The organism is Sphingomonas sp. S2M10, assembly GCF_012650175.1.
GTDB lineage: Bacteria > Pseudomonadota > Alphaproteobacteria > Sphingomonadales > Sphingomonadaceae > Sphingomonas.
The window spans coordinates 1-22,077 of the sequence record NZ_JAAILI010000004.1 but is presented as its reverse complement, the minus strand read 5'-3'; the positions used below and the strand labels follow the sequence as shown (position 1 = coordinate 22,077).

Here is a 22,077-nt window from a genome sequence, read left to right as displayed (position 1 = left end):
ACGCCAGCCTCATGCTCCCGCAGCACCCCAATGATCTGATCCTCGGTAAATCGGCTTCGCCGCATCGCTCGTCTCCATCTGACGAGCTAACTTACCAATGGCATGAATTCTGGGGAGCAGGTCAGGACGCATCGTGGTCAGGGAACAGGTCGCGCCCGTGCGACTGCTGTCGGCTGAACGGCTCGCTTATTATGGCCTGCTGGAGGAAGAACTGTATGGCTACCTCCATGCAAGTGCAGGCACGGAACGACTCAATTTCAGCCTGATTGTCCATCTCAGCATTGATGCAGATGGCACGTTGAGTGATGTCGTCGTTCACCGCAGTAGCGGCAGCACCAAAACCGACCTTCTAGTGATCGACGCTCTCCTGCGAGCCGCGGTGTCTCCCCCGCCCGACGGCCTTCAGCAACCCCTTGCGGTGGCGCTACGCGGAATGAGAAATGGCCAGCGGCGACCTTGATAGCATTTATCGGTGAAATTCTACGGCGATCGAGGCCCCAACTCATCCGGGCCCCCTGTGCAAACGCAAGAGGAGCTGAAGGCCCTTTCGAACGTGTCGAACGAGGCACGGCACAAACGTGTCACCTGGGGTCGAGCTTAACAGGATCGCTTCTCTCCTCACCGAGCAGCAAATCCTTCATTGCCCTGCTGGCCCGGAATACCAGCTTCCGCGTTGGGCAAATCAATATCCTCTCGCCAGTACGCGGGTTGCGTCCTTCCCTGGCGCTGCACGATTTCACCGAGAAAATGCCGAAGCGGTTAATCGAGACGGCCTCGCCACGGACAGCAGCATCTCCGATCGTGGCGAAGACCGCCTCAACCGCACGAAACGCCTCAGCGCGAGTAAGATAGCTTCTCACGGCAACGCGCTCGATCAGTTCGTCTTTATTCATAGCTGGGATCGCGCCTTGCCGGTCAGGATCAGAAGTTGGGTGACGACGGCCGATAAACAAAAAGCCCGGATACGCCCGATAGGATGCGGGCGGTTCTGCATCGCCCGCCTGTAACGTTCCCGTCGTCCTCCTCAGCTCGCCGGCTCAGAGTGCTCGAGGCCAGATGGGTCGCACTGCAAGAGACCTCGGCTTACGGCAATTGCAACCGCATTGACCTTGTTGGCCCCGCCCAGCTTCTTCACGACCCTGTGTAAGTAAACTTCAGCCGTCCGGGTCGACATATGAAGCGTTTTGCCGATCTTCGGCACAGTCATTCCTAGGGCCGCCAGCCTTAGGCATTCCATTTCCCGACGGGTCGGCGCTTCAATGTGCGCGACACGCAATACCGTGAGCGCCGCCGCGTGAATGTCTGTGGCCGCCCATGACAGGGCGGGGCCATGGTCTTTCACCGTTTTACGCACCGCATCGAGCCCAACCCCGATAAGCGCAACAAGGCCTGGACCATTGGGATGATCCTGGACCGGAACTGCAATGCCGACATGTGGCGTGTCTAGCTTGTGCGCAAACCTGATCTCACTGCTGGACCAGGTGAAGGGACGGCGCGCCGCCAATGCCTTGATAACCAGACTGCTGTCCGCAAGGAGGTTCACATACTGGCGCTCTGCGTTGGCGCTCGATGCAATGGCGCGAACAGCGCTGCCCCGAGAATGGCCAAAATGCAGATACAGGCCGCTATACAGCCCATAAGTATCCGCCAGGTTCAGGAGCGACGCTCCGATGCCAGCCTTCTTGGCCTCGATGCCGGGCTTCGCCTTGATGGGGCTATCAGGGCGCTCGAAGGGGAGAATATCCGCCATGACGATGCTCGTTCAGCTTACGCCAAGGCGTGAATCACCACGCTTGATTCGCTGAGCCAGCTCACAATTGCTTCCTGAAAAAGCAACCGCCGATCGGAGGTCGGGCAGAATTTCTCTTTTCTGACCAAAAGTATATTCGCCAATTCGGACAAGATTGTCAGCCAGATTCTTGGCGTAACCTATTCCAGATCGACCTATTTCTGCCGTTAGCATAGATGAGCCGCCTTTGCCCCGATGACTATAGGCAGCCCTTTACCCCAACCATTCGGCACATTTGCTAGGGGAATCCCTAGCGGGATTCCGACACTCATGAGGCATGTCATATTGCAGACGGAAAAAGACGTCTATGAAGCCGCCAACCCGCCTTTCAATTTATGCGAGTCCGCCATGTCCAGCCCCGCCCGAATCGATGTCCTGGGTATCCTGGTTTCGTGCCTGGGACATGCAGCCGTGCTGGGCGGCCTCATCGCGGCTAACTCCAACTCGCCTAAGCCCTCGAAACCAAGTCCGCAACGTGAAACAGCCATGATGGTCGATTTCATTGAATTAAGCGGAAATGGCGAATCGGATCGCTCGGCGAACCGCCCGACCTCAACGCCGTCCGAATTGTCTACCGGCCATGATGCCCGAACGCCCATTGCGGCTGCCGCGCCCAAAGAATCCGCTTTGGGAACCATCGCCAGATCGGCGCCCTCCAATAGCGATCGAGCCGCATCAAGGCCCGCAGAGGGCGGCGGCATCGAGTCCGCCATCGATACCGCAGAACTCAATGAATACCAGCGTCTGCTCTACGAGATCGTTGCGCGCCACAGCCGCTATCCCGGTGAGGCAAAACAGCTTCGTCTAGCCGGAATCACCGCTCTGGCATTTCGGCTCGACAGAAACGGCAACGTCCTGGAAAGCTGGGTGCATCGGAGTTCAGGATCCGCGATGCTCGACAACGCGGCGCTGGCCGCACTTGAGCGATCAAGGCCCCTTCCGCCCATCCCTGCCTCGCTACCTGCCCGCATGGATTTCGTAATCGAGATCGATTCGTCTCTGCAGCAAGTCGCTTTCCGGACGGCGAATTGAAGGGGGGCAGTTATTATATTTCAGCCTAAGATATTGTATCGAGGATCTATTCCGTGACCTCGTCCCCGCGCGAGGCTCTCTTGTCGCTGTTCGTGACGGCATATCCGGAATTGAAGCGCCGACTGACCGGTCGGCTTGGCTCGACGGAGAAAGCGCAGGAAGCGCTACACGATACCTATTTGCGGCTACATCGAGCAGAGATCTCGGATGAAGTGCGAAATCCGATTTCGTATCTGCTGACCATCGCGCTGAACACCGCGAGGAATAGCCAGCGAGCCGAGATGAAACACCTCTCCACCGCAGATATCGATCGCCTGATAGATATACCGGACGAAAACCCCGATCAGGACCGTACGGCTCAAGGCCGGTCGGAGCTTGCGGCCGTCGAGCGGGCATTGCAGGAACTGCCGCCCCGTCGCCAGGCCATTTTCAGGCGATTCTGGGTGGAAGCGGCAACTTACAAGGAACTGGCTTTGGAATACGGCTTGTCAGAACGCTCAATTCGGAACGAACTGCTGCTGACGAGCAGGCACCTTCACCAGGTGACAGAAGATTTTTCGGTGGCGGCTTTGCAAGAACAGCTAGCCAGAGTGTCCTCTAGATAAGGGAGCGCAAGCATGTCTCGATGCAAAGCGCTCATGATCTCGCAACTGGTTGGCTGTTCAGGATGAGTGGAAGGACGACATGGACCGATGAAGAGCTGGCGCTCCTCCGCCTGGAGGGGCTCGAGCATCTCAATCATCTGCTCTCCGGCAATGCTACGGAGGCGGACGCGGCTGACCTGATTGCGTGGCGGGGCCAAAGTCCGGCTCACGAGCTGGCCTTTCGATCGGCCGTCAGGTTGCGCCGGGTCGTGCGCGTTGCCGAAGGTGTCGAGGCGCCCGAAACCATCGGAATTGTCAGCAATGTCGCAAGCCTCGACGCTCAAAGAGAAAAAAAGAAGCATTCAAGGCGCGCCTTTCTCGGTGGCGCCATGGCCGCGTCCGTTGCAGGCGGGCTGTTGCTCGTCGGACGCTCGTTCGACATGATGCCATCGTTCGCCGAACTGAACGCCAAATACCGAACTGGCACCGGCGAGCGCCTTGTGGTGCGCCTCGACGATGGCGCTACGGTCGAACTCAATACCCGCACCAGCATTAATCTCCGCAGCGATCTTGCAATGCCCGCTGTTGAACTCATCAGCGGCGAGGCGGTTGTCACGAGTGGTCGATCGGGGACCGCCGCGCTGGTTGCCGGCAGAGGCACAAGCATCGGCAAGAATGGGCAGTTCAGCGCTCGGCGCACCGACAATGAGATTTGCATCACCTGTTTGTCTGGCGAGGTTGAGGTGGCATGGAACGGTGAGCTCCGCCGATTAGCCGCCTCTCAGGAGGTTCGGTACGATGACCGTGGCATCGGCGCCGTAACCGCACAGGCCAATACGACGGTTCTCACCGCCTGGCGAAACGGCACGCTGATTTTCCAGGAGATGCCAATGCGGGAGGTGATCCAGGAGATAAACCGTTACCGCAAGGGTCGGGTGATTCTGGCAAGCGGCGCCTTGGGTGGACGCCGGCTCAATGGGACCTACAATATCGATCGACTGGATGAGTTCTTCGACCAGGCGGAACTGGTCGTAGGCGCGAAGGTGACACGCCTACCGGGGGACGTGGTCGTTTTGAGTTGAAGTAAGGTCTTTATTACCGTTTCATGACGATGAGTCATTGAAATGTAGCATATTTTTCTTGCCAGATTTCTCTCCCGGCGTGTCCTTTAAGTAGGAGCAGCTCCCCGGGGGTCTTTGATGTTCACCAACAAGCTGGCCAGCAATCGCGGCCACGATGCAAAGACCGTGGTGGAAGCGAGTACGCTGTTCCTGCGCCCGGGGAACGCCAACCACCCGGATATCCTTGCAACTTTGAAAGCCAGCCGATCCCTTTCGCGTTTGCGAGACTGGCTGCTGGATTATGCACGTCTGCTTGGTTTTTACGGTGCGCGCTACATCCATGTTGGAAATTTCTGGACCAACGAGCCCGATTCCAGCCCGCATCATCCGCTACGCTTTCTGACAACCTCGCCTCGGGATGCGGATGACGCGGACGATTGGCTCGTCCGTGATCCATGCGCTGCGCAGGTGCGCGCAGCTTTCGCGCCCTTTGCCTACACGACACGTACCAAGGCTGGTCTTGATCCCATCCAACGGATCTGGCTGGAAAATGAGCGAGCCCGCGGCGTGTCTGCCGGCATTATCATTCCCGTTCAGGACAGTATCCAGGGACCTGCCTACATCAGCCTGTTCGGGAACGATGAGACTGGTTCGCGCGATATGGCCGAACGTTGCGGGCCGGATCTGGCATTCGCCGCGGCGCATTTCCACGCAAAGGCAAAGCAGTTTGTGCCCCTCGCAGATTGGGTCCCTCGCCTCTCGGCCCGAGAGCACCAGGTGCTGCGTCTGGCTTCGATGGGATACACCTACGCACAAAGCGGAGAGGCGCTCGGCCTATCCGAGAAGGCGATCGATTATCATCTCCGGAATGCGTCGGACAAACTGGGAGCGCAATCCAAGCTGCGGGCTGTCGTCCTGGCTTTCGCGCACGGGCTTGCGACATTCTGAAGGGGTGGCACCGGAAAGCGACCTGAGAACAAGTCAGGATGCTTCAGTGCAGGTGACGCTCCACCAAGGCAGCTTCGACAGACACAAGATCGGATGGGCAATCGACCTCCCATACCCCGCCGGGCGGTGTACCGACTTCGACCATGCGGATCGGTATTCCTGCGTCGAGGAAGCGTAGTTGCTCCAGGCCTTCGGTTTCCTCGAAGACGGACGGTTCGAGGCCCGGATAGTGCATGAGTGCATCACGGCGATATCCGAAGACGCCAACATGGAGATAGACAGGCGGGCGGGCCATGCCCTCCGGTACGAACGGAATGATGCTCCGGGAAAAATAGAGCGCGTCGAAATTTCTGTCGAAGACGACTGTGGTCGCACGGGAGCGTCCCACCGTCTCATCAACACGAAGACAATCCGCTGCCACCGGAGAGCAGCGAACCATTGTGGTCGCCACCTCTACGCAAGGCGCGTCATGCATGGTTTGAATCAATGCCTCAACCGCCAATGGCGGAGTGAGAGGTGCGTCGCCCTGGAAGTTAACAATGAGATCGGATTTGATGTCGGCGGCCAACACCGCCTCAGTACACCTCTCGGTTCCGTTGCGACAATCAGTGGAGGTCATTACCACCCGCGCACCGAACTGCTCCGCGGCATCCCGAATGCGAATATCATCGGTGGCGATCCAAATCTCATCGACGCCATTTACGCGGTTCGCGGCCTCCCAGCTTCGCAGCAGCAAGCTCTTCGATGCGCCCGACACACCTCGCAGTTCCGCAAGGGATTTCCCAGGAAATCGTGTCGACTCGAAACGTGCAGGTATGATGATCGCCACACCGCGATCCTCGCACGTGAATTCCTTGCCTCCGACTACGCGCAACATTCAGGCAACCCCGTGACGCAAGACATCGTGAATGTGACCAAGCCAGATCACTTGCCCGTCGATCAAATCCGCCAGCACAAACAACGAGGTGATCCGGGCCTGCGACATAGCACCAAAGGCATCGCGCGCCGGAGCGCCGGATACAAGGGTGCGCGGCTGCTTTGTCATGATATCCTCAGGACGGAGCGTGCCCCGATCCTTTGCGTTCCGACGCACATCGCTATTGTCTGGCCGATTGCGATGACCGAGACGGAATCTTCCTCTATCGCGCGGGTCACGGACATGATCGCACGTTCCTTTTGCTGGGACAGCTATACAGGAGCATCATAGCCATGAGGCACGCTAATCGATTAACGAGACCATCAGGCTAGCCCGGGTTATTCACGAGCCCGCCGCTCTGGTGTGTCCCGAGCTCGATCGGTGTTTGGCGGCTTGACTTGGGCGAGCGCCGGCGCCGGTGTTTTTACCGCGTCAGGAGCAATGGGCTTTTCGAGATTGAAGGGACGAGGGCTCGGGTTTCGGCGGCATGGCCGCGCTGGCTATGTCGGCGCTGGCCGAAGACCGGTGGCGATGGCTTTGAACACGCCGGCGTCGGGGCATGCTGACGCGAAGGCGACACGGATACGCGAGGCGCTCTCGATGACGCGGGCAGCGACCTTGAGCAGCCGCAGGCGCAGAGTCGCGAACTCGGCAGCGGCCAGCGCAGTGGCCTTGGGGATGGCCTGCTGGATGCGCCACATCAGCCAGTAGGCGGCGGTATGCAGGATGAGGCGCATCTGGTTGGCATTGGCCGAGCGGCACGAGGTGCGATCGCTGGCCAACTGGGTCTTGTGGCGCTTGATCAGGTTTTCGGCTTGGCCGCGCGCGCAATAGAGCGTGCCGTAAATATGCTCGGCCGAGCCTTCTGTCAGCGAGGTGACGACATAGCGGATGTCCATGCCCAGCGTGCTGGCTTCGATCCGGGCGACGACGCGGCGTTGGCCCTTCCAGCTTTGGGCGCCGTAGCGGGTCTCGGTATAATGGCGCAGGACCGGGCATTGGCGCTGAGCCCGCTTGACCGCGCAGGCGTCGGCGACGGCGACAATGATCGGATCGGCCCGCAGCGCGGCGTTGGTCGGCAAGCCGAACACGTAATCGACCCCGGCCGCCTCGCAGAACGCCATGATCTCGGGCCGACCGTAGTGCCCGTCTCCGCGGATAGTGATGTGGGTATCGGGCCAGTGCTGGCGGATATGACGCACCAGGCGCCGGATGTGGCCGGCACCTTCGGCACCCGACGGCGTCTTGCCGGTGCGCAGCAGCATCGCGACCGGACGGCCGGTCGCAGTGTCGTAGACGTGGATCGGCAGAAAGCAGCGTTCGCCGTGATGGCCATTCCAAAACGAGAGCTGCTGATAGCCGTGCACGACATCGCAGGTATCATCGATATCCAGCGTCACCGCCGCCGGTGGGACCGGATAGCTAGCACAGTAGACGCCGATCATCGCGGCCATCATCCGGGCCAGTTCGCGCGTGGTCGGTGCATTCTCCCAGCGGCTCATCGTCGGTTGGCTCGCAAGCCCCGCGCCCGATCCCGGCAACTTGCCCAGTGCCAGGCGGAACCCCGGATCGTCGCGCAGGGCGTCGAGATCGTCAGCATCCTCGTAGCCACACGTGATCGCGAACACCCGGGCGCGCAGGATGTCATCAAGGCGATGGGTCACCCGCGTCGGGTCACGCGGATCAGCGATGCAAGCCGCAAGCCTCCGGCAAATTCCCATCGCTCGCTCGGCTTGCGCCAGCAGCAGAACGCCGCCGTCCGAGGTCAGCCGGCCACCGTCGAACTCGGCTGTGATCTTCTTCCCGCCAACCGCTGGAAACGAAAATCCCGGTGCGCTATCATCGCTCCCGGCGGGTGTGGTCCGTGGCATAAATTGCCTCGCTGCAGGACTGGTATAGACACCCATTTTCCTACCGCAAAGCAAAGGCTTACGCCACTCCCGCCAACCCATTCACCCGCCCCGGTGAATAAGGCAGGCTAGGAGAATCCACAGTCAGCGAGGATTATTTGGGTAGCGCTTCCCGCGAGACCCGGAAGATCGACGCGAGCCGGCTTTTCACAAACCGGCAGTGGGTCTCTGCCGATTGAATAGTTCAAACCAGTCCTTCATCGCGCAGGCCGCTGCGTCGGATAACGCGACATATACGCGACGCTTGTCGTTCTCGTCAGCTCTACGGACAAGTATCCCCTTCTCCGTCAGGTTCTTGATCCAGCGCAGCGCAGTTGTGGCCGGAACAGACGCGGCCATGCAGAGGCTGGAAGTCAGAATCTCGGTCCCGCGCAGGCGTGCTTCCATCAGATCAAGCATCATATCCCAAGCGGGTTCCGCGAACAGATTGTCTTCGAAAAACTCGGTTCGCGCCCGTCGCATACGCAATATGAACTGAATTTCGCTCACGATGTCCGCTTCGACTTCGGAATCTGAGCGCGTCCGATCGGATGTCTCGGCGGGCATGTCCAGCGTATGGACAGACAAATTTCCATCCACTGGGACGGATCCAAGGCCGCAAGCCGGTGCTATCTCCGGTACGACGAAACTGCCCGAAACGAAAATCTTCTCGTTCAGCGAATCGCGCGCTGGAAAAATCCGGGCATCCGGACAACTACAAGCTGGCGCGATGTCCGAGGCCAAAACGCCAACCTCCACCGCCGATAAGTGGATGGTCGACATCGTATCTCGGCCAGCGTCCAGCGGCGCTGCCATGCCTGGCGCCGACACAACGAGCAGGCCTGTCTCGCTTATGCACATACGCACCATTCCCGGTTGAGCGATTCCACCCTAATCATAAGAGCAGCCGATGCATTGACGGAAGTCAATTACTTCTGAAGAAAATCAACAGAGAGTCCCGCGCCGCAAGCATTTCTGTCACGCGCATGTAATATATAATCAACCATACGAGTGATCAGAGAAACGAAGCTGTCCTGCCTGATGATCGCCTCTGCACCAGATCTCCGACTGATCGCCGGGCTTGGCTTGGTCGGGGCTCTCGTTGGAAGTTTCATCGCCACGGTCGTAATACGGTGGGACACCGGACAGCCCATCGTTGTGGATCGCTCGCGCTGCGATCATTGCGTCCGCGTCCTGACCCCCGCCGAACTCATTCCTCTGCTCAGCACGATTATCTCTCGGTTTCGATGCCGGACATGCAACGCGCCAATCGACGCGTTGCATTGGCAGATCGAGACGATCGCATGTCTTGTCGGCATTCTCGCAGGAATGGTCGCCTCCGGCACGACCGCTGTCGCAGGCGCCCTATTCGGATGGCAACTCCTTGCGCTCGGTTCGATCGATCTGCGCCACTTCATCCTGCCCAATCTCCTGACGGCGGGCCTTGCCATCACCGGTCTTGCAGCGAGCCTCGCCGGTACGGGGGTTAGCTCGATCGACAGCCTTGCCGGTGGCCTTGTCGGTTTCCTGTCCCTCTGGCTGGTAAAACATGGCTATCGCCGGCTGCGTGGCCGAGATGGACTGGGCGGCGGCGATCCCAAGCTATTCGGCGGGATCGGCTGTTGGCTGGGTTGGCAGACACTGCCTCACATATTGCTAGGAGCCAGCCTGATCGGCCTGATTGCTGCTGTGGCCATCTGCAGAGATGGAGAGGAGCCGCTTTCAAGCCGACGGTTACCATTTGGCACCTGCCTGGCAGTTGGCGGTTTCGCCGTCTGGATCGCCTTCCAAATGGGCCGAATTTGACGGCCAGCTATGCAGCATCAGAAGCTTTTGCCCGTCCGCAAGCAATCTGGACGATAGTTCTTTGCCAAGATTGCTCCGGCGCGTGTCCCACTTAATGAGGCCAGAAAGTTCTTTGCTGAAGGCCTGACGTGTGCGGGCACCACGCTCTTCAAATGCAAGGACATTCATGGAGGACAACGAGCACGATAAGCGCGCGTGGGCGGTTTATTGCGCTTGCCGAATTTCCGACACGTTCTATGCGATGCAACCCTTTCTCAGACAGCAGAATACTCTTAACGGCTAAGCACGGCGGTGTGACGAACGACGGCCTAGGCGGCTACGGACTCAGCGTCACCATATCGTCAATCATCCATCATAGAAAACCGAGATGAGCTTACGACATCTGCCATCATGCGCCGCAATCTTCCTCTCAGCGCTCCCGGTCGTGGCTTTCGCTCAGAGCGGATGGCAGGCCGTGAATGGCGATGGCGCCTGCACGCAGGTCGCTCTGCCTACCGAGACCATGCCCACCATGGTCGGCCTCACGAGCAATGGCGGCCCCATGGTGATGGTCACCTTTGCCTCCAAAGCGATGCCGCAACTCGGCCCGGGCGACAATTATCAGGGGGTGATGCGCTTCGATGAAGGCGAAGCGAAGTCCATTGCGATTGTGCAGCGCCCCGACAATGAAACGGTGATGGTGGCAATGATGCTGCGTGCAGAGCATCTCGACATCCTCGCGCGCTCACAGTCGATCCATGTGCGCCTCGATGGTCGTCGCCTGACCGATGTTGCGCCACCAGGGCGGGTTCAGGCTGTCGCGGCACTGCGCACCTGCCTTGCCGCACTCTCCAAAGAAGGAAGCGCAGCAGCCCGTCCCTCGCGCCCGCCGTCAGCGCCGCGCAGTTCGACAGATGAGGCCCTTGCCGCTGCCGCTGCTGCCGGCGATCGCGCCGCGCGTGGAGAGCCGCGCTCTGCACCCCGGCAAAGCGCGCAGGCGCCCGGCGCTTATCCGCAGGGCGATGCCGACAGGCTTCTCATGATGATGCGCATGAACAATCGGCTGATGAACAACGGCGGCGACATGGCCGATCCGTCCATGGGCGCGGTGATGCACGGATTGGAATATTGAGCATGAAATCGAATGTCGCACGGAGCGTGCTTGGCCTGCTTCTCGGCGCCCTGATCGCCACGCCCGCGGCGGCACAACAGTTTCAATCGTGGCGGATCACCAGCACCCAAGGCACCTGCGGGGTGCAGACGACGATGGATATGCAGCGGATTCCGACCGCTGGATTGGGTATCTTTGCCGAACGGCGCGATCGTTTCCAGATCATGATGAGCGGCAATATGTCCTCCGACTCCCCGCCCAAAACCGGCGAAGTCGTGTTCGCCGGGCGGCGGGCACCCATATTGGACATTCAATTCGTGCGCGTGCCGAGCCGCAGTTCGCTGCTGGACGACACCTTCCGCCTCGTCGTCCATCTCGACACTGAATATCTTCAGGATGTGGCTAAGTCGCAAAGCTTTCTGATCCGCCTCGACGGCAGTGATTTCGCGCCTTTCACGCTATCCGAACGCGGACAAGTCGTCGCCTATATGGCCCGATGCATGGCGCAGATGTAAGGTTGCACCGCTACCGACCGCCTGCCAGGCCAACATGGTCTGAAGCAACGCTGATTTTCTGGACAGGCTGTCATACTGCACCCGACCTGAAGGACCGATACGGGAATATGGCAAGACACTGAGCCTGAAGAGCTGAGCGCATTGCCGCCACCATCCGACACAATCGCGCTCGCCGCGTCCCCTTGCCTCCTTCCCCCCGCGCTTTCAGGCTCAGTTTCAGAATCTTTTAGCCGTCCGCAAGCCATCTGGATGATAATTTTTTGCCAAGAATGCTCCGGCGCGTGTCCCACTTAATGAGGCCTGAAAGCTCTTTGCCGAAAGCCTGACGTTTCGGGCACCACGCTCTTCAAATGCAAGGACATTCATGGGGGACAACGAGCACGATAAGCGGGCGGCGGTTTATTGCGCTTGCCGGATTTCCGACACGCTCTATGCAATGAATCCCTTCCTTACTCAGCAAAATTTCTACTCCCAGCAGCTACGCGCCCTTGCGCTCGTGTCCGTTATCGCTGGAAAGCGGCTTCTGCCCGGCCGGCGAAACGTTTGTATCGTGGGCGCCGGTATTGCAGGCAGAACGCTCGCAGCCGGCTTTACGAGTGTCGGGGCGAGCGTCAGGCTGATTGAAGCCCGTACGACGCCGTTCGAACAATATCGGGACGCCACCCATAGGGAGCTTCATCCGAACATCATATTCTGGCCGAAGCGGCAGCCAACGCCGGCGACAGCCCTGCCCTTTCTGAACTGGGCGCAGTCTCAGGCTGATATGGTAGTCGAGGACATCCTCGATGAATGGCAACGCGGCTTTGGCCCAAAGGTCGATCTGGTCCACGACAAAGTCATCCGGCTGCATCAAACTGCCAGTGGCGTTTTGCTCGAACTGCAGAGTGGTGCAAATGTCGAGGCGGATATCGCTGTCCTCGCCACGGGCTTCAAGACAGAGCGCAGTTTGGGCCCGCTGAAATCGCCGAGCTACTGGTCGCCCAACGCCATTGCCGATGATGGGCAGGCCGTTCTTGTCAGCGGCACGGGTGATGGCGGGCTCATCGACGTGCTCTCCCCCATATTGGGCACCAAGGTCACGCGCGCCGCCCACATGCTGGCGGTCGCGTTGACGGATAGCGAAGTCAGACACGATGTCCTGGAAGTCGAGGCCGAGCGCGCGCTGCACCGGATCGCCGGAACGGGTGACAGCACTGACCCGTGCGACTTCTATCGCAAAGTGGTTTTCAGCCACGAGACCCAGGGAAAGTTATCATCGTTTGCCGGAACGCAAGACCGTGCCTCCAATCGTAAGATCACGCTCCTGCACCGGTCGACCAGCCCCTATTCATTCACCGCTGCCCCTATCAACAAGCTGCTGCTCGCCTACTTCAGCAACGGAACAAGGCGATATGTGACAGCCGTCAAAGGGGAGCTCGAAGTCGAGGAGGATCAATGCAAGATGATACCCGACAACGACATCTGCGCGCCCGTTGACCCTCCATCTGAATTCGATCGCGTCATCGTTCGCCATGGCGCAGAGCCGGCGGCGGCCGACCTGTTGACCGCCGCGGAGCTCGCCGGGCTTCGGGATAAGGCGATCGAGCATTCCGCCGCAGCCGATGTGAGCGAATACGACAGGGACGTGTTTCGCTGGACGCACGATGGCATGGCAAAGTCGGGCGTTTCTCTCGAAACTCTGCCGCGAATGGTGCGAAAGACCCTACTCCATATCGGCCGGGCCTATGGGCTCGATTTCCAGACCACTATCATTGTGGACGACTGCTTTACCAACGGTCGTCCGATCAAGGTTGTCCTCGATGCGGAGGATAGACGCAAAGCCGAACAGTTGCGCCTGTTCCCGCTCCGTGTAGGCCCGGCGTCTGTCCAGGTCGCTCCCGTCAACATCCATCGCAACAGGCCTCCCAATGACGAAGCGTAGCGGTCTTTCAGAACCTAGCCGGGCCTCCAACAACGCCCTCCGGCTCGGCACCATCATCAAGATCGGCATCGTCGGAGACGGCGATGCCCGCATGATGATTTCCGCCATTTTCACACGCGAAGACTGCGAAGATGATAGTCTCTACCTTCTACTGACGGCGCACTCGCATCTGCTGCCGAGTGCGGAGGAAGTCTCTTGCACCTTGATCCGAGGGCGAGGCAAACAGCGTCTAGCGCTGGGTGCACTGGTGCCTCCTGAGCAAGCCCTCGGTCCGGAGAGTGCCAGGCTGGGGTTCCACGTCCTTCGCCTCGAGGCAACCCCACTTTTCGAGAAACCCAGGGAGACCGCCAAACCCCTCGCGACAGTCCGCAACTTCCGTGAGGGGATCTGGAGCGATGGCCTGTTTCATGTTCGACGATTGAACGATCCCACCTGGACGGATCCTGACTTCGGGGATGACGTCCGCAGGGGGCCAATTCGAACGAACCACCAGTTGTCGAGGCCGGTTATCAATCGCAAGGGGCGGGTCGCCGGTGACCTGGACGAAGTACGCATCCCCGACCTCGGCACGACGCTCTACTATTCCTACTGCGGCCTCGTCACCCGCGGCCGAAATCGCCCGCTCGCAGAACCTCAGGCGCTGGGCGCACCAGTCATTTCCGAGTCCGGTGCCCTCTCCGCGATCATCGTCGGCGCGGCTGACCAGGAGACGCTCGTCTTCCCGGTTGAGGAACTGCGTAAAGGCCGCGCGATCGAGTTCGTGACGCTTGGAGAAGATTGGCCGAAAGTCAAAATCGCCACCTCGTCCCGCACGTTGAACAGTTCCAGCTGAAAGCATTTTTCACCCCATCCTTCAGGAGGTGCCGATTGCGGAAATAGATATCCGACGCTCGAAAATTGCTTCTACTCTTGCTTCAGCATGGATCGACGTCCCCCAGATCAAGCGCCCACTTCATACAATCAGCGCCATGTCTCGAGCCACCCCAACCCGCGTGAAGACCCTGAGAACTCCCAACCGTCTTGCCTGTGCAACATCGCTCCCTTAAATGCCTGACATTCATCCAGAAACAGGGGGTTGTGTAAAAGGAAACCACCTTGTCCTGCGTTACACCCGCCCTCCTCGCACCTGTCACCCCGGAATCCATCATTGTTGATGCCGCGCGCTGTTGGCGAGAAGCGGTAGACCGGCATCGCCCAATCCTGCCAACGCTGTTCGCAAGACTCGAAATACGCGACGCCGGCTTTCTGGCTCCCGCTATTGCAGCCCTGCTGTCGATTCTCGAAGCCTGGTCGGGACGCCGTTTTCGGGCTGCGCATGAAAATGCTGCGGCGCTCACCGGCGACGAGCAAGCGCTTCTTGGTCTGATCGAGACTGCTACCCCACCCCCTTCCCCGCATGTCTCGCAACCGGGCCTGACAAGACCGCTCCAGATCGCGCTTCGCTCGACGCGGATCCTGCTGCAGCATGTGCTTGGTCGGGATATTGAAGCGAGCGGCAGCCCCGCCGGAGATCAACCAGTCTTGCTTGGTTGTTCCGCTGCCGAAGCCGGGCCGTTACCCGAAATGCGCGAAGGCGATATGGCTCAAGACCGTATCTGACCAACGGTCCTGCTCCCAGCCGATTGAAGCTTTCCTCGCAACCAGTCGCCGCCCATCGGCGACACGTCCGACAGGGTGCGGATCATGTTAGGGATTCTCCTAGTGCCGAGGAGGCCCGGACGATCTACAGTGTCCGGCACTCACCACACTGGGTGGTCTGTGAGGAACGCGACGCATACGGTATTGATCGCCATTCTGTGTAGCGCGGATCCGGCAGGAGACGAACGACACGCATGGCAGGCAAAACCTATCATGAGACAAATGTCTATGAGGCCGCGAAGGCACGGATGCGTCTCGTGTTCAGGCATTTCGAGCGCGTGTGCGTGGCTTTTTCCGGCGGCAAGGACAGTTCGGTCACGCTTCATCTGGCGCTGGAGGTCGCTCACGAGTTGGGACGCACTCCGGTCGATGTTCTCTTCGTAGATCTCGAAGGGCAGTATCAGTTCACTATCGACCATGTGGTCGAAATGTTCGACCGTGACGATGTCCGACCATGGTGGATCTGCCTGCCAATCAACCTGCGAAATGCCTCCAGCCTGGAGGAACCCTATTGGTGTTCTTGGGAACCGGAGCGCGAAGCAGACTGGATTCGCCCGATGCCGGAGCACCGCTCGGTTATCCGCGATCAAAGCTATTTTCCGTTCTACAAATACCGCATGGAATTCGAGGAGTTCATACCCGCGTTCAACGAGTGGCTCGCGGACGGGATTCCCACGGCTTTTCTGGTCGGCATTCGCTCGGATGAATCGCTGAACCGTTATCTGGCCGTCAAACGTCGCGCCCGTGTCAAGAAAAGCGCCTGGCGCTCGCCCCGGACAGGCGTTCCGGTGCAGTGGAGCGCCCGTGACCTTGCCGGAGGCGACGCCGTCACCTTCTTTCCGATCTATGATTGGAAATTCGATGATCTCTGGCGCTATGTCGCGGACCGGGGATGCGCCTATAATCGTCTCTACGACCAGATGCACAAGGCAGGCGTTGCCTTTTCCCAGATGCGGATCTGCCAGCCTTATGGTGACGATCAGCGCAAGGGTCTCGATCTCTTTCATCAACTGGAGCCGGAGACCTGGTTCCGGGTCGTCAAGCGCGTTGCTGGCGCGAACTACGCTGCCCGCTACAGCCGCCAGCGCTTTCTGGGCTACCGGGGCGGCCTCGGTCTGCCCCCGACTTTCGCGACCTGGCGGCAATATAGTGAATTCCTGCTCAAGAGCATGCCGGAGACCTTACGCGGCGTGTATGAGCGCCGTATTCAGCGTTTTATCGACTGGTGGGCTGTTCACGGCTATCCGCTGTCCACCTGGCCGGACGTGGGCGATCCGAAACTCGAGAACCGCAAACAGCAGCCATCATGGCGCCGCGTCGCGCTATCGCTTCTCAAGCAGGACATGGCGCGCTCGCTCTCGTTCGGATTTGCACGGCGTGATATCGACACTCTGGCTCTGACGCACCGCGGTAGTCGATGATCACCCTCGACAACTTTGAAATTACCGAGATGCGCTCCGCAGACGATGAGGCCGCCTTTTTTTCAGTCATGGGACGCTTCTTCGCCAGCGCGACTGTTCGGAAGGACTGCGGCGGCTATCCGCTCAACGATGGCGCCGGCTATCGGTGGTTCGTCGTGCGCCGTACGCCAAGCTCAGAGGTGCTCGGCTTCGTTGGTATCGAGCAACAAGCGGGAATTTTCCGAATTCGCTACGGCTATGTCTGCCCCGATGTGCGCGGCCATGGCCTGTTTCGTGCTTTACGCATGGCCGTGCTGGCCTGCATCGATGACCATGGCGCCGAAAGCTGGGCGAGCGTGCCGCAAACATGCGTCGAGCAGCTCGCACCCTATGGCTTCATCACCCATTCCACCCGGGGGTCCTGGGTAACGTTGAGAAGGAACGCGCATGCCGCAGGTCGCGCTAATCGTGCAGCAGGCTGAAGCCCTGTTTTGCGAATTGGACAAGCTGCCGATCGCACGACGGGTTGAAGCGCTCAACCAGCTGCGACGCCAGCTCCATAGGCATAGCCCGTTCGCCGACCAACCCGTCGACTGCGTGCAATGGGTTCCGGCCGAAACGGTCGAAGGCAACGACTACAACCCGAACACCGTGGCGCCACCCGAAATGGCATTGCTGGAGCGGTCGATCGATGCGGACGGCTTCACCCAGCCTATCGTTTCCCATGTGGAAGATGATCGCCACATCGTCGTGGATGGCTTTCACCGCCAGCGGGTCGGCAAATCCAAACGCATCCGCGAACGCATTCATGGCTATTTGCCGATCGTTTCGATCCGACTAGCGCAGGCGGGCAGAGCTGAGCGCATCGCCGCGACTATCCGGCACAATCGCGCTCGCGGCGTCCACGCGGTTCCATCCATGACCGATATTGTCGTCGCCTTGCTGCGTTCCGGATGGAGCGAAAAGGATGTTGAGCGCAATCTTGGCATGGACGCCGACGAGGTTGTCCGTTTCAAGCAGGTTTCCGGTTTACCCGAGCTGTTCCGCGACCATGAATATTCTCGTTCATGGGAGTGAATTCAGAGAGCGAATGCCTGCTGCCTCTCACCACGCCTCCCCGTCCACCTACCTCCTTCCCCCCGCGCTTTCAGGCTCAAACACGTTTGGGCCAAACCTGGCGCGCATGTGACCAGCTACCTTTTCTGCATAGGCCAGTTGTCTCCAGGCTGTGGGACTATGGTAGACGCCGACCGCTTTCCAATAATTGCCGGTCGATCTCAGCCCGGACAGGAAGATCCAGCGCGCCGCTTCGGCATTGAAGCACGCATCGTATCGCAACCAATGCCGGACGTGATGTTCGGGCTTGCCGACCAGCCGGGCAATGCGCGGCACCCACCAACTGTTGATTTGCAAGGGCCCCAGATCATGGGTGCCATTGGTATTTGCAACCTCAGCCCCCAACCAGCCGGCTTCTTGCTCCCGCAAGCCCCAGAGCGTCTTCTCAAGCCACCCATGGCCGCGTGCGGCGATACGGATGCAGCGGGCAATCTCCAATGCCTCACCGGAAGAACCCCGCTTTGCCGATGCGGGAACGGAGATGAGCCCTCCGCAGACCATCGCCGATATCGCAATCACCAGTTTAGGATGCGGTGGGCGGCCGACGCAGGAGTTACGCATCCTCATAGCGGCGCCCGATCGCGAAATCCGGAACGGTCATTTCCAACGCTGCGGAGCGGCGGGCAACCGCCGGGCTGGAAAGGCGCTCCCGTCAGCAGGGCGAGCAATCGCTGCCCCGACACGATCTCAATCCCGTCGGCACCAAGGGCAACCGTGCGGCTGACCCCACCGGTGCGGCCAGTGTGGATGAACATACCCCGTCGCCTACGGGTGGCGCAGAGCATGGCGAAGTCACGGACATGCTCTGGACGGATGGTTTCGCGATAGCGTTTCGCCTGGATCAGCCAGCGCTCACCATCAATGACAACTTCACCATCGACGCCGCCATCGCCGGTGTAGCGGTGATTGCGGATCACACGATGTCCACGTTGCTCGAAGGCTTCGAGCAACAATTCCTCGAACGCCAGCGGGTCCATCGCCCGAAGCCGAGCATAATGCAGCCCGGCTGGCTGGTCACGATCGGGACCACGCAACTGCTCGCACATGGTTCGCGCCTGACGCCGGCGCCAGCGATGGCGAATGGGGATACGGTAGCGCCTGAGCAGAAATGCCAGTAACAGAGCGAAAAGCATCGCGAGCAGGATAAATTCCATGGGTTTCTCCTATCGGTCGTGCCCGCCCCCATGGCCGCCATGGTCATGATCGGGTTGAGGCTGTGGCTGGGATTGGGGGACAGGCTCAGGAGCGACGCTGTGCTCTTGCTCTGTCGATGTGCGGGCACGATCGCGCTCGATCGTACCGCGCAGGAAGCGATCGACCAGCGCGGCACTCTCTTGAGCGCGGCCCGCAAGAATACCACCGATGCCGCGCGGTCCTCGGTCAGCACGCTCTGGTTGCTGGCGTTCGCGCTCTCGTTGTTCACGTTCGGCTTTGCGGGCGTCGCGATCGCGAGCATTCTCCTCGCGGGAGCGATCATGCCTGTCCTTATGACGGGCGCCGCGCTGTCGATGACTATCGAGTTTCAGCCGATTGAGCGCTTCAAGTGACGAGGTTTTTTCGCCTGAATGCGCGGCGAGCTTACTCGCGAGACGGGCGACGTTTTCCGTCCAGAGCTTGACGCCAAATTCGGCTCGCGTGATCGCGGTGTAGTAATTCTGCCCATTGACCAGGCCGGATTCAACTGGTGCGAGGACGTAGACGCGGTCGTAGGTTTTCGATTGGGCGGAATATACCGTTTCGGCATAGCCATGGTCCCAGGTCCGATGCTCCGATAGCTCGACCTTCTGGACTCGTGCGCCGCGATCCCACTGGATCGTCGCCATGGTTCCGTCGAGTGCCAGGACGGTGCCACGTTCGGCGTTCTTGACCTCGATGTCCTTGTTGACGAGACGCCACTGGATACGGTCGCCCTGTGCGAGCTTGCGTTCCTCGTTTAAGAAGACGTTGACGTGCGCGGCCTTACCAAGTCGCGGATTCCAGTCGATCTGTCGCCCATTCTCATCGACGATGCGTACGACCTGACGACCTTGTCCGTTGCGGCCGATTGAAACAACGCGATATTCAGTGTCGCGCGCAATCCCCAACCCGGCATTGTCCCTTGCGAACTTCAGAACCTGGCCGGCGCTATAGAAGCGCGCGACTTGCTTCTCCTGATCGGACATACCCGCAGGGGTCAGCACTTCGAGCCGGTGATCCTGAGCCGCAACCGCCCCCTCGCGCTTCAACACCTCGCGGATGTGGCTGTTGACGATCAGCCTCGTGGCATTGTCGAGAACCAGGATGTTGGTGCCGGCGCGGGTAGATGGCTTGAGATGCGTCCACTCGGCCACCATGTCCTTGGCGAGCTTCTCTGCGCTCTCCGCCGTCGTCACGCGGTCAAGGCTGGCGAGCGATGCGGCGTAGTCCCCTTTCCGCGCGAGAGTGACCGCCTCCTTCATCTCGTCGGTTTTTTGCCGGATGGACTCGGTCAGGTGACTGGTCGGGAGACCCAGACGTTGCATCAGCCAGAACGCCTTGCCCTGCTCGATCGCCCCTGTTTGCTTATTGTCACCGAGAAAGATCAGGCGGGCGCCGGTCGCCCTGCTGATCTCCAGCATGCGCAGAGCCTGCCGGTTGGAAAGCTGGCCTGCCTCGTCAAGGGCCAGTATGTGCTTGTTGGTAATGCCATATCCGCCGCTTGCCAAAAGCGAGGCCACGGTCCGGGATTCGATGCCGGCCTTTCCCCCCAGGTCGGCTGCTGCAGAGGAGGTTGGCGCCAGCGCGATGGTGGTATGATCGGAACGTGTTGCCTCGACAAGGCCGCGCACCAGGGTCGACTTACCCGCGCCTCCCACGCCGTGGACTGCGACAAGCCGATTCCGCCCGGTGCCGATGGCTTCCAGCGCCTCGGTTTGCGCCCGAGTTAAACCGATCGCGCTCGCCGCCTCGGCCAGACGCTCCCGAGTGGCAGCAGGAGACACATCACCCATCGCGAGCGAGAGATGCTCGGATAGCGCCAATTCGAGCTTTGCCGTGCGCCGCGAGGTACGTCCTCGTGGGAGCGGCTGATCACCGGTCTGGCGCACCGTCTTGAGGAGCTTATGACTCTCTTCCTGTGCTTCGAACAGCGGACGGATATCTCCGAACCGGACTTCGCCGACATGGGACGCGAGTGCAGTCCGATAGAGGCGGCCGACATTGTTGACCGCCTCGCGCGTCTCGCTTTGCCTTATCCCGAACAGGGTCGCGCGGCGGGCGACATTAGGGTTGATCGCGATCGTTCTTTCGCCGCGCGCTTCGGCATCCGCCAGAACCTGGTCGAGAGGTTCATGATAAGGTTCGGCGCGTGTGCGCCATCGCGCACGAAGCTCTTCGAGCCCGATCTTCTCTTTCGCTTTCCGGGTCTCGAAGAAGGAGATGCGCCGTGCGGCCTGTCCTGTATGGCCATGCTCTTGCGCATGCTCATTGATCTGCTCGGCGCGCTGCGAAAAGTCGCGAATGAGCTGGCCGGGGACGCCTTCAATTTCGAACAGTCCCCGGCGCGGATCGAAGCGGATTTCATGACCGATCTCGCGCAGGCTATGGGCAAGGTCGTTTCGATAGATCTGGCCCGCGACGATTTGCTCAGCAAACATCGAGCGCGTCTCGAGGCTCGACATGCGATCGCCGTTCGCATGGTTGGTCATGTTGAGCGTGACGACATGGGTGTGTAGATGCGGATCGAGCTCACGGCTTGCGTGCTCGGTGAAGCGGGCGAACAGCAGCCGCCCGGTGGTCTCGTGAACGACTTCGCCCTCCACCCGCCGGCGCAGCTCGGCATGCTCCTCAAGATAGGTGAGCGCCGAGGTGACGGCTTTCTCGTGTGCGGCGATGATCCGATCATCACCCGTCACCAGCGCAAGGATCGATACCGACTTGGGGGCGCTGACGTTGAAGTCCCAGCCGGGGTGATGCTGGATGCCCTCCTTACGACGACGCCCCAGCTGCTGGTCACCCACCTTGCCGGCGAGAAGCTCTTCGAACTGCTTGGGATCGACCCGACCCGACAGACCCAGGTCGGCGGCGATGCGTCCGCCCCATTCGGATGGTTCGTCCCCGCCCTTGGTATAGTAATCGCCGATCGTGTAATATCGGCTGATGTTGGCGGCGGTCCCTTTGAGGCGGCGGGGATGGATCATGCCGGTTTCGCCTGCTCGCGAGCGCCGTTGGCGCGGTCATGGCTGGCGAGCGCAACCCGAACGCTGCCCCGAGACGCGCCGAGCAAAGTGTGAAGCGCCCCGGGTTTCCAGGAGGCTCCAACTTGTGAGAAGGAGCATCCGTTATGAGCAAGACAACCAACAAATTTTCACCTGAAGTCCGCGAGCGGGCGGTTCGTATGGTGGTGGAGCAGCGG

General features: G+C 60.1%; 23 protein-coding genes. 14 read left to right on the top strand and 9 right to left on the bottom strand.

Features of this window, described 5'->3' with window-relative positions; genetic code table 11:
- Positions 1-157: 157 nt before the first annotated feature.
- Positions 158-460, top strand: coding sequence for a TonB C-terminal domain-containing protein (locus S2M10_RS00400; RefSeq protein ID WP_211090788.1), 303 nt, complete (start codon positions 158-160; stop codon positions 458-460).
- A 121-nt stretch (positions 461-581) separates the two neighbouring features.
- Here the strand turns inward: S2M10_RS00400 and S2M10_RS00395 are convergent, their stop codons facing one another.
- Both S2M10_RS00395 and S2M10_RS00390 read right to left on the bottom strand, forming a co-directional pair.
- Complete coding sequence (locus tag S2M10_RS00395) at positions 582-893, bottom strand: HU family DNA-binding protein (protein WP_168844335.1); 312 nt, start codon at positions 891-893, stop codon at positions 582-584.
- Positions 894-1,024: 131 nt separating this feature from the next.
- Positions 1,025-1,750, bottom strand: a complete 726-nt coding sequence (locus S2M10_RS00390; RefSeq protein WP_168844334.1) for a LuxR C-terminal-related transcriptional regulator — start codon at positions 1,748-1,750, stop codon at positions 1,025-1,027.
- Between the two features lie 309 nt (positions 1,751-2,059).
- Between S2M10_RS00390 and S2M10_RS00385 the strand changes: the two genes are divergently transcribed.
- From S2M10_RS00385 to S2M10_RS00370, 4 genes are all read left to right on the top strand, one after another.
- Entirely contained in the window at positions 2,060-2,821 is a 762-nt protein-coding gene (locus S2M10_RS00385) for a TonB family protein (RefSeq protein WP_247650523.1), read from the top strand.
- 80 nt (positions 2,822-2,901) lie between these two features.
- Entirely contained in the window at positions 2,902-3,426 is a 525-nt protein-coding gene (locus S2M10_RS00380; protein ID WP_211090787.1) for a sigma-70 family RNA polymerase sigma factor, read from the top strand.
- Between the two features lie 20 nt (positions 3,427-3,446).
- On the top strand, positions 3,447-4,487 hold the full coding sequence (locus tag S2M10_RS00375; RefSeq protein WP_211090786.1) for a FecR domain-containing protein: 1,041 nt from the start codon (positions 3,447-3,449) through the stop codon (positions 4,485-4,487).
- Positions 4,488-4,604: 117 nt separating this feature from the next.
- Positions 4,605-5,414 (top strand): helix-turn-helix transcriptional regulator, encoded by an 810-nt coding sequence (locus S2M10_RS00370; RefSeq protein WP_168844332.1) that lies wholly within the window; start codon positions 4,605-4,607, stop codon positions 5,412-5,414.
- Positions 5,415-5,457: 43 nt separating this feature from the next.
- Here the strand turns inward: S2M10_RS00370 and S2M10_RS00365 are convergent, their stop codons facing one another.
- The 4 genes from S2M10_RS00365 to S2M10_RS00350 form a co-directional block, all read right to left on the bottom strand.
- Positions 5,458-6,291 (bottom strand): 3-deoxy-manno-octulosonate cytidylyltransferase, encoded by an 834-nt coding sequence (locus S2M10_RS00365; RefSeq protein WP_168844331.1) that lies wholly within the window; start codon positions 6,289-6,291, stop codon positions 5,458-5,460.
- Complete coding sequence (locus S2M10_RS00360) at positions 6,292-6,459, bottom strand: hypothetical protein (RefSeq protein ID WP_168844330.1); 168 nt, start codon at positions 6,457-6,459, stop codon at positions 6,292-6,294.
- A gap of 371 nt (positions 6,460-6,830) precedes the next feature.
- Positions 6,831-8,201 carry an IS1380 family transposase gene (locus tag S2M10_RS00355; protein WP_168844338.1) on the bottom strand — a complete coding sequence of 457 codons (1,371 nt, stop codon included), beginning with the start codon at positions 8,199-8,201 and terminating at the stop codon, positions 6,831-6,833.
- A 186-nt stretch (positions 8,202-8,387) separates the two neighbouring features.
- The gene (locus S2M10_RS00350; protein WP_168844329.1) at positions 8,388-9,035 is read right to left on the bottom strand and encodes a winged helix DNA-binding protein; all 648 of its coding nucleotides are present in this window, start codon (positions 9,033-9,035) and stop codon (positions 8,388-8,390) included.
- A gap of 195 nt (positions 9,036-9,230) precedes the next feature.
- Between S2M10_RS00350 and S2M10_RS00345 the strand changes: the two genes are divergently transcribed.
- The 9 genes from S2M10_RS00345 to S2M10_RS00305 all read left to right on the top strand — a co-directional run bounded on the left by S2M10_RS00345 (position 9,231) and on the right by S2M10_RS00305 (position 17,666).
- On the top strand, positions 9,231-10,025 hold the full coding sequence (locus tag S2M10_RS00345; RefSeq protein ID WP_348770499.1) for an A24 family peptidase: 795 nt from the start codon (positions 9,231-9,233) through the stop codon (positions 10,023-10,025).
- Positions 10,026-10,527: 502 nt separating this feature from the next.
- Entirely contained in the window at positions 10,528-11,136 is a 609-nt protein-coding gene (locus tag S2M10_RS00340; RefSeq protein ID WP_168844328.1) for a hypothetical protein, read from the top strand.
- Between the two features lie 2 nt (positions 11,137-11,138).
- Positions 11,139-11,630: a hypothetical protein gene (locus S2M10_RS00335; protein WP_168844327.1), complete on the top strand. Its 492-nt coding sequence runs from the start codon at positions 11,139-11,141 to the stop codon at positions 11,628-11,630.
- A 364-nt stretch (positions 11,631-11,994) separates the two neighbouring features.
- A complete protein-coding gene (locus S2M10_RS00330) occupies positions 11,995-13,551 on the top strand; it encodes an FAD/NAD(P)-binding protein (protein ID WP_168844326.1) in 1,557 nt (518 codons plus the stop codon).
- Positions 13,538-14,383 (top strand): hypothetical protein, encoded by an 846-nt coding sequence (locus S2M10_RS00325; protein WP_168844325.1) that lies wholly within the window; start codon positions 13,538-13,540, stop codon positions 14,381-14,383. Before S2M10_RS00330 ends, S2M10_RS00325 begins: the two co-directional genes overlap by 14 nt.
- A gap of 263 nt (positions 14,384-14,646) precedes the next feature.
- Positions 14,647-15,150: a hypothetical protein gene (locus tag S2M10_RS00320; RefSeq protein WP_168844324.1), complete on the top strand. Its 504-nt coding sequence runs from the start codon at positions 14,647-14,649 to the stop codon at positions 15,148-15,150.
- Between the two features lie 233 nt (positions 15,151-15,383).
- Positions 15,384-16,610: a DUF3440 domain-containing protein gene (locus S2M10_RS00315; protein ID WP_168844323.1), complete on the top strand. Its 1,227-nt coding sequence runs from the start codon at positions 15,384-15,386 to the stop codon at positions 16,608-16,610.
- Positions 16,607-17,071, top strand: a complete 465-nt coding sequence (locus S2M10_RS00310; RefSeq protein WP_168844322.1) for a hypothetical protein — start codon at positions 16,607-16,609, stop codon at positions 17,069-17,071. Before S2M10_RS00315 ends, S2M10_RS00310 begins: the two co-directional genes overlap by 4 nt.
- On the top strand, positions 17,037-17,666 hold the full coding sequence (locus S2M10_RS00305) for a ParB/RepB/Spo0J family partition protein (protein WP_168844321.1): 630 nt from the start codon (positions 17,037-17,039) through the stop codon (positions 17,664-17,666). The genes S2M10_RS00310 and S2M10_RS00305 overlap by 35 nt, the downstream gene beginning before the upstream one ends.
- Before the next feature lie 48 nt (positions 17,667-17,714).
- Here the strand turns inward: S2M10_RS00305 and S2M10_RS00300 are convergent, their stop codons facing one another.
- Genes S2M10_RS00300 through mobF form a run of 3 tightly spaced genes read right to left on the bottom strand, consistent with a single transcriptional unit; the run spans position 17,715 to position 21,862 of the window.
- Positions 17,715-18,272 carry a lytic transglycosylase domain-containing protein gene (locus tag S2M10_RS00300; protein ID WP_168844320.1) on the bottom strand — a complete coding sequence of 186 codons (558 nt, stop codon included), beginning with the start codon at positions 18,270-18,272 and terminating at the stop codon, positions 17,715-17,717.
- Positions 18,269-18,859, bottom strand: a complete 591-nt coding sequence (locus S2M10_RS00295) for a restriction endonuclease (protein WP_168844319.1) — start codon at positions 18,857-18,859, stop codon at positions 18,269-18,271. Before S2M10_RS00295 ends, S2M10_RS00300 begins: the two co-directional genes overlap by 4 nt.
- 9 nt (positions 18,860-18,868) lie before the next feature.
- Complete coding sequence (mobF, locus tag S2M10_RS00290) at positions 18,869-21,862, bottom strand: MobF family relaxase (RefSeq protein ID WP_168844318.1); 2,994 nt, start codon at positions 21,860-21,862, stop codon at positions 18,869-18,871.
- Between the last annotated feature and the right edge of the window lie 215 nt (positions 21,863-22,077).

Bases quoted from the DNA above. Each gene is read 5' to 3' on its own strand.
- S2M10_RS00395 (WP_168844335.1), bottom strand. From the start codon at position 893: ATGAATAAAGACGAACTGATCGAGCGCGTTGCCGTGAGAAGCTATCTT.
- S2M10_RS00390 (WP_168844334.1), bottom strand. From the start codon at position 1,750: ATGGCGGATATTCTCCCCTTCGAGCGCCCTGATAGCCCCATCAAGGCG.
- S2M10_RS00385 (WP_247650523.1), top strand. From the start codon at position 2,060: ATGAGGCATGTCATATTGCAGACGGAAAAAGACGTCTATGAAGCCGCC.
- S2M10_RS00375 (WP_211090786.1), top strand. From the start codon at position 3,447: ATGCAAAGCGCTCATGATCTCGCAACTGGTTGGCTGTTCAGGATGAGT.
- S2M10_RS00370 (WP_168844332.1), top strand. From the start codon at position 4,605: ATGTTCACCAACAAGCTGGCCAGCAATCGCGGCCACGATGCAAAGACC.
- S2M10_RS00365 (WP_168844331.1), bottom strand. From the start codon at position 6,291: ATGTTGCGCGTAGTCGGAGGCAAGGAATTCACGTGCGAGGATCGCGGT.
- S2M10_RS00360 (WP_168844330.1), bottom strand. From the start codon at position 6,459: ATGACAAAGCAGCCGCGCACCCTTGTATCCGGCGCTCCGGCGCGCGAT.
- S2M10_RS00355 (WP_168844338.1), bottom strand. From the start codon at position 8,201: ATGCCACGGACCACACCCGCCGGGAGCGATGATAGCGCACCGGGATTT.
- S2M10_RS00350 (WP_168844329.1), bottom strand. From the start codon at position 9,035: ATGGCAGCGCCGCTGGACGCTGGCCGAGATACGATGTCGACCATCCAC.
- S2M10_RS00340 (WP_168844328.1), top strand. From the start codon at position 10,528: ATGCCCACCATGGTCGGCCTCACGAGCAATGGCGGCCCCATGGTGATG.
- S2M10_RS00335 (WP_168844327.1), top strand. From the start codon at position 11,139: ATGAAATCGAATGTCGCACGGAGCGTGCTTGGCCTGCTTCTCGGCGCC.
- S2M10_RS00330 (WP_168844326.1), top strand. From the start codon at position 11,995: ATGGGGGACAACGAGCACGATAAGCGGGCGGCGGTTTATTGCGCTTGC.
- S2M10_RS00325 (WP_168844325.1), top strand. From the start codon at position 13,538: ATGACGAAGCGTAGCGGTCTTTCAGAACCTAGCCGGGCCTCCAACAAC.
- S2M10_RS00315 (WP_168844323.1), top strand. From the start codon at position 15,384: ATGGCAGGCAAAACCTATCATGAGACAAATGTCTATGAGGCCGCGAAG.
- S2M10_RS00310 (WP_168844322.1), top strand. From the start codon at position 16,607: ATGATCACCCTCGACAACTTTGAAATTACCGAGATGCGCTCCGCAGAC.
- S2M10_RS00305 (WP_168844321.1), top strand. From the start codon at position 17,037: ATGCCGCAGGTCGCGCTAATCGTGCAGCAGGCTGAAGCCCTGTTTTGC.
- S2M10_RS00300 (WP_168844320.1), bottom strand. From the start codon at position 18,272: ATGAGGATGCGTAACTCCTGCGTCGGCCGCCCACCGCATCCTAAACTG.
- S2M10_RS00295 (WP_168844319.1), bottom strand. From the start codon at position 18,859: ATGGAATTTATCCTGCTCGCGATGCTTTTCGCTCTGTTACTGGCATTT.
- mobF (WP_168844318.1), bottom strand. From the start codon at position 21,862: ATGATCCATCCCCGCCGCCTCAAAGGGACCGCCGCCAACATCAGCCGA.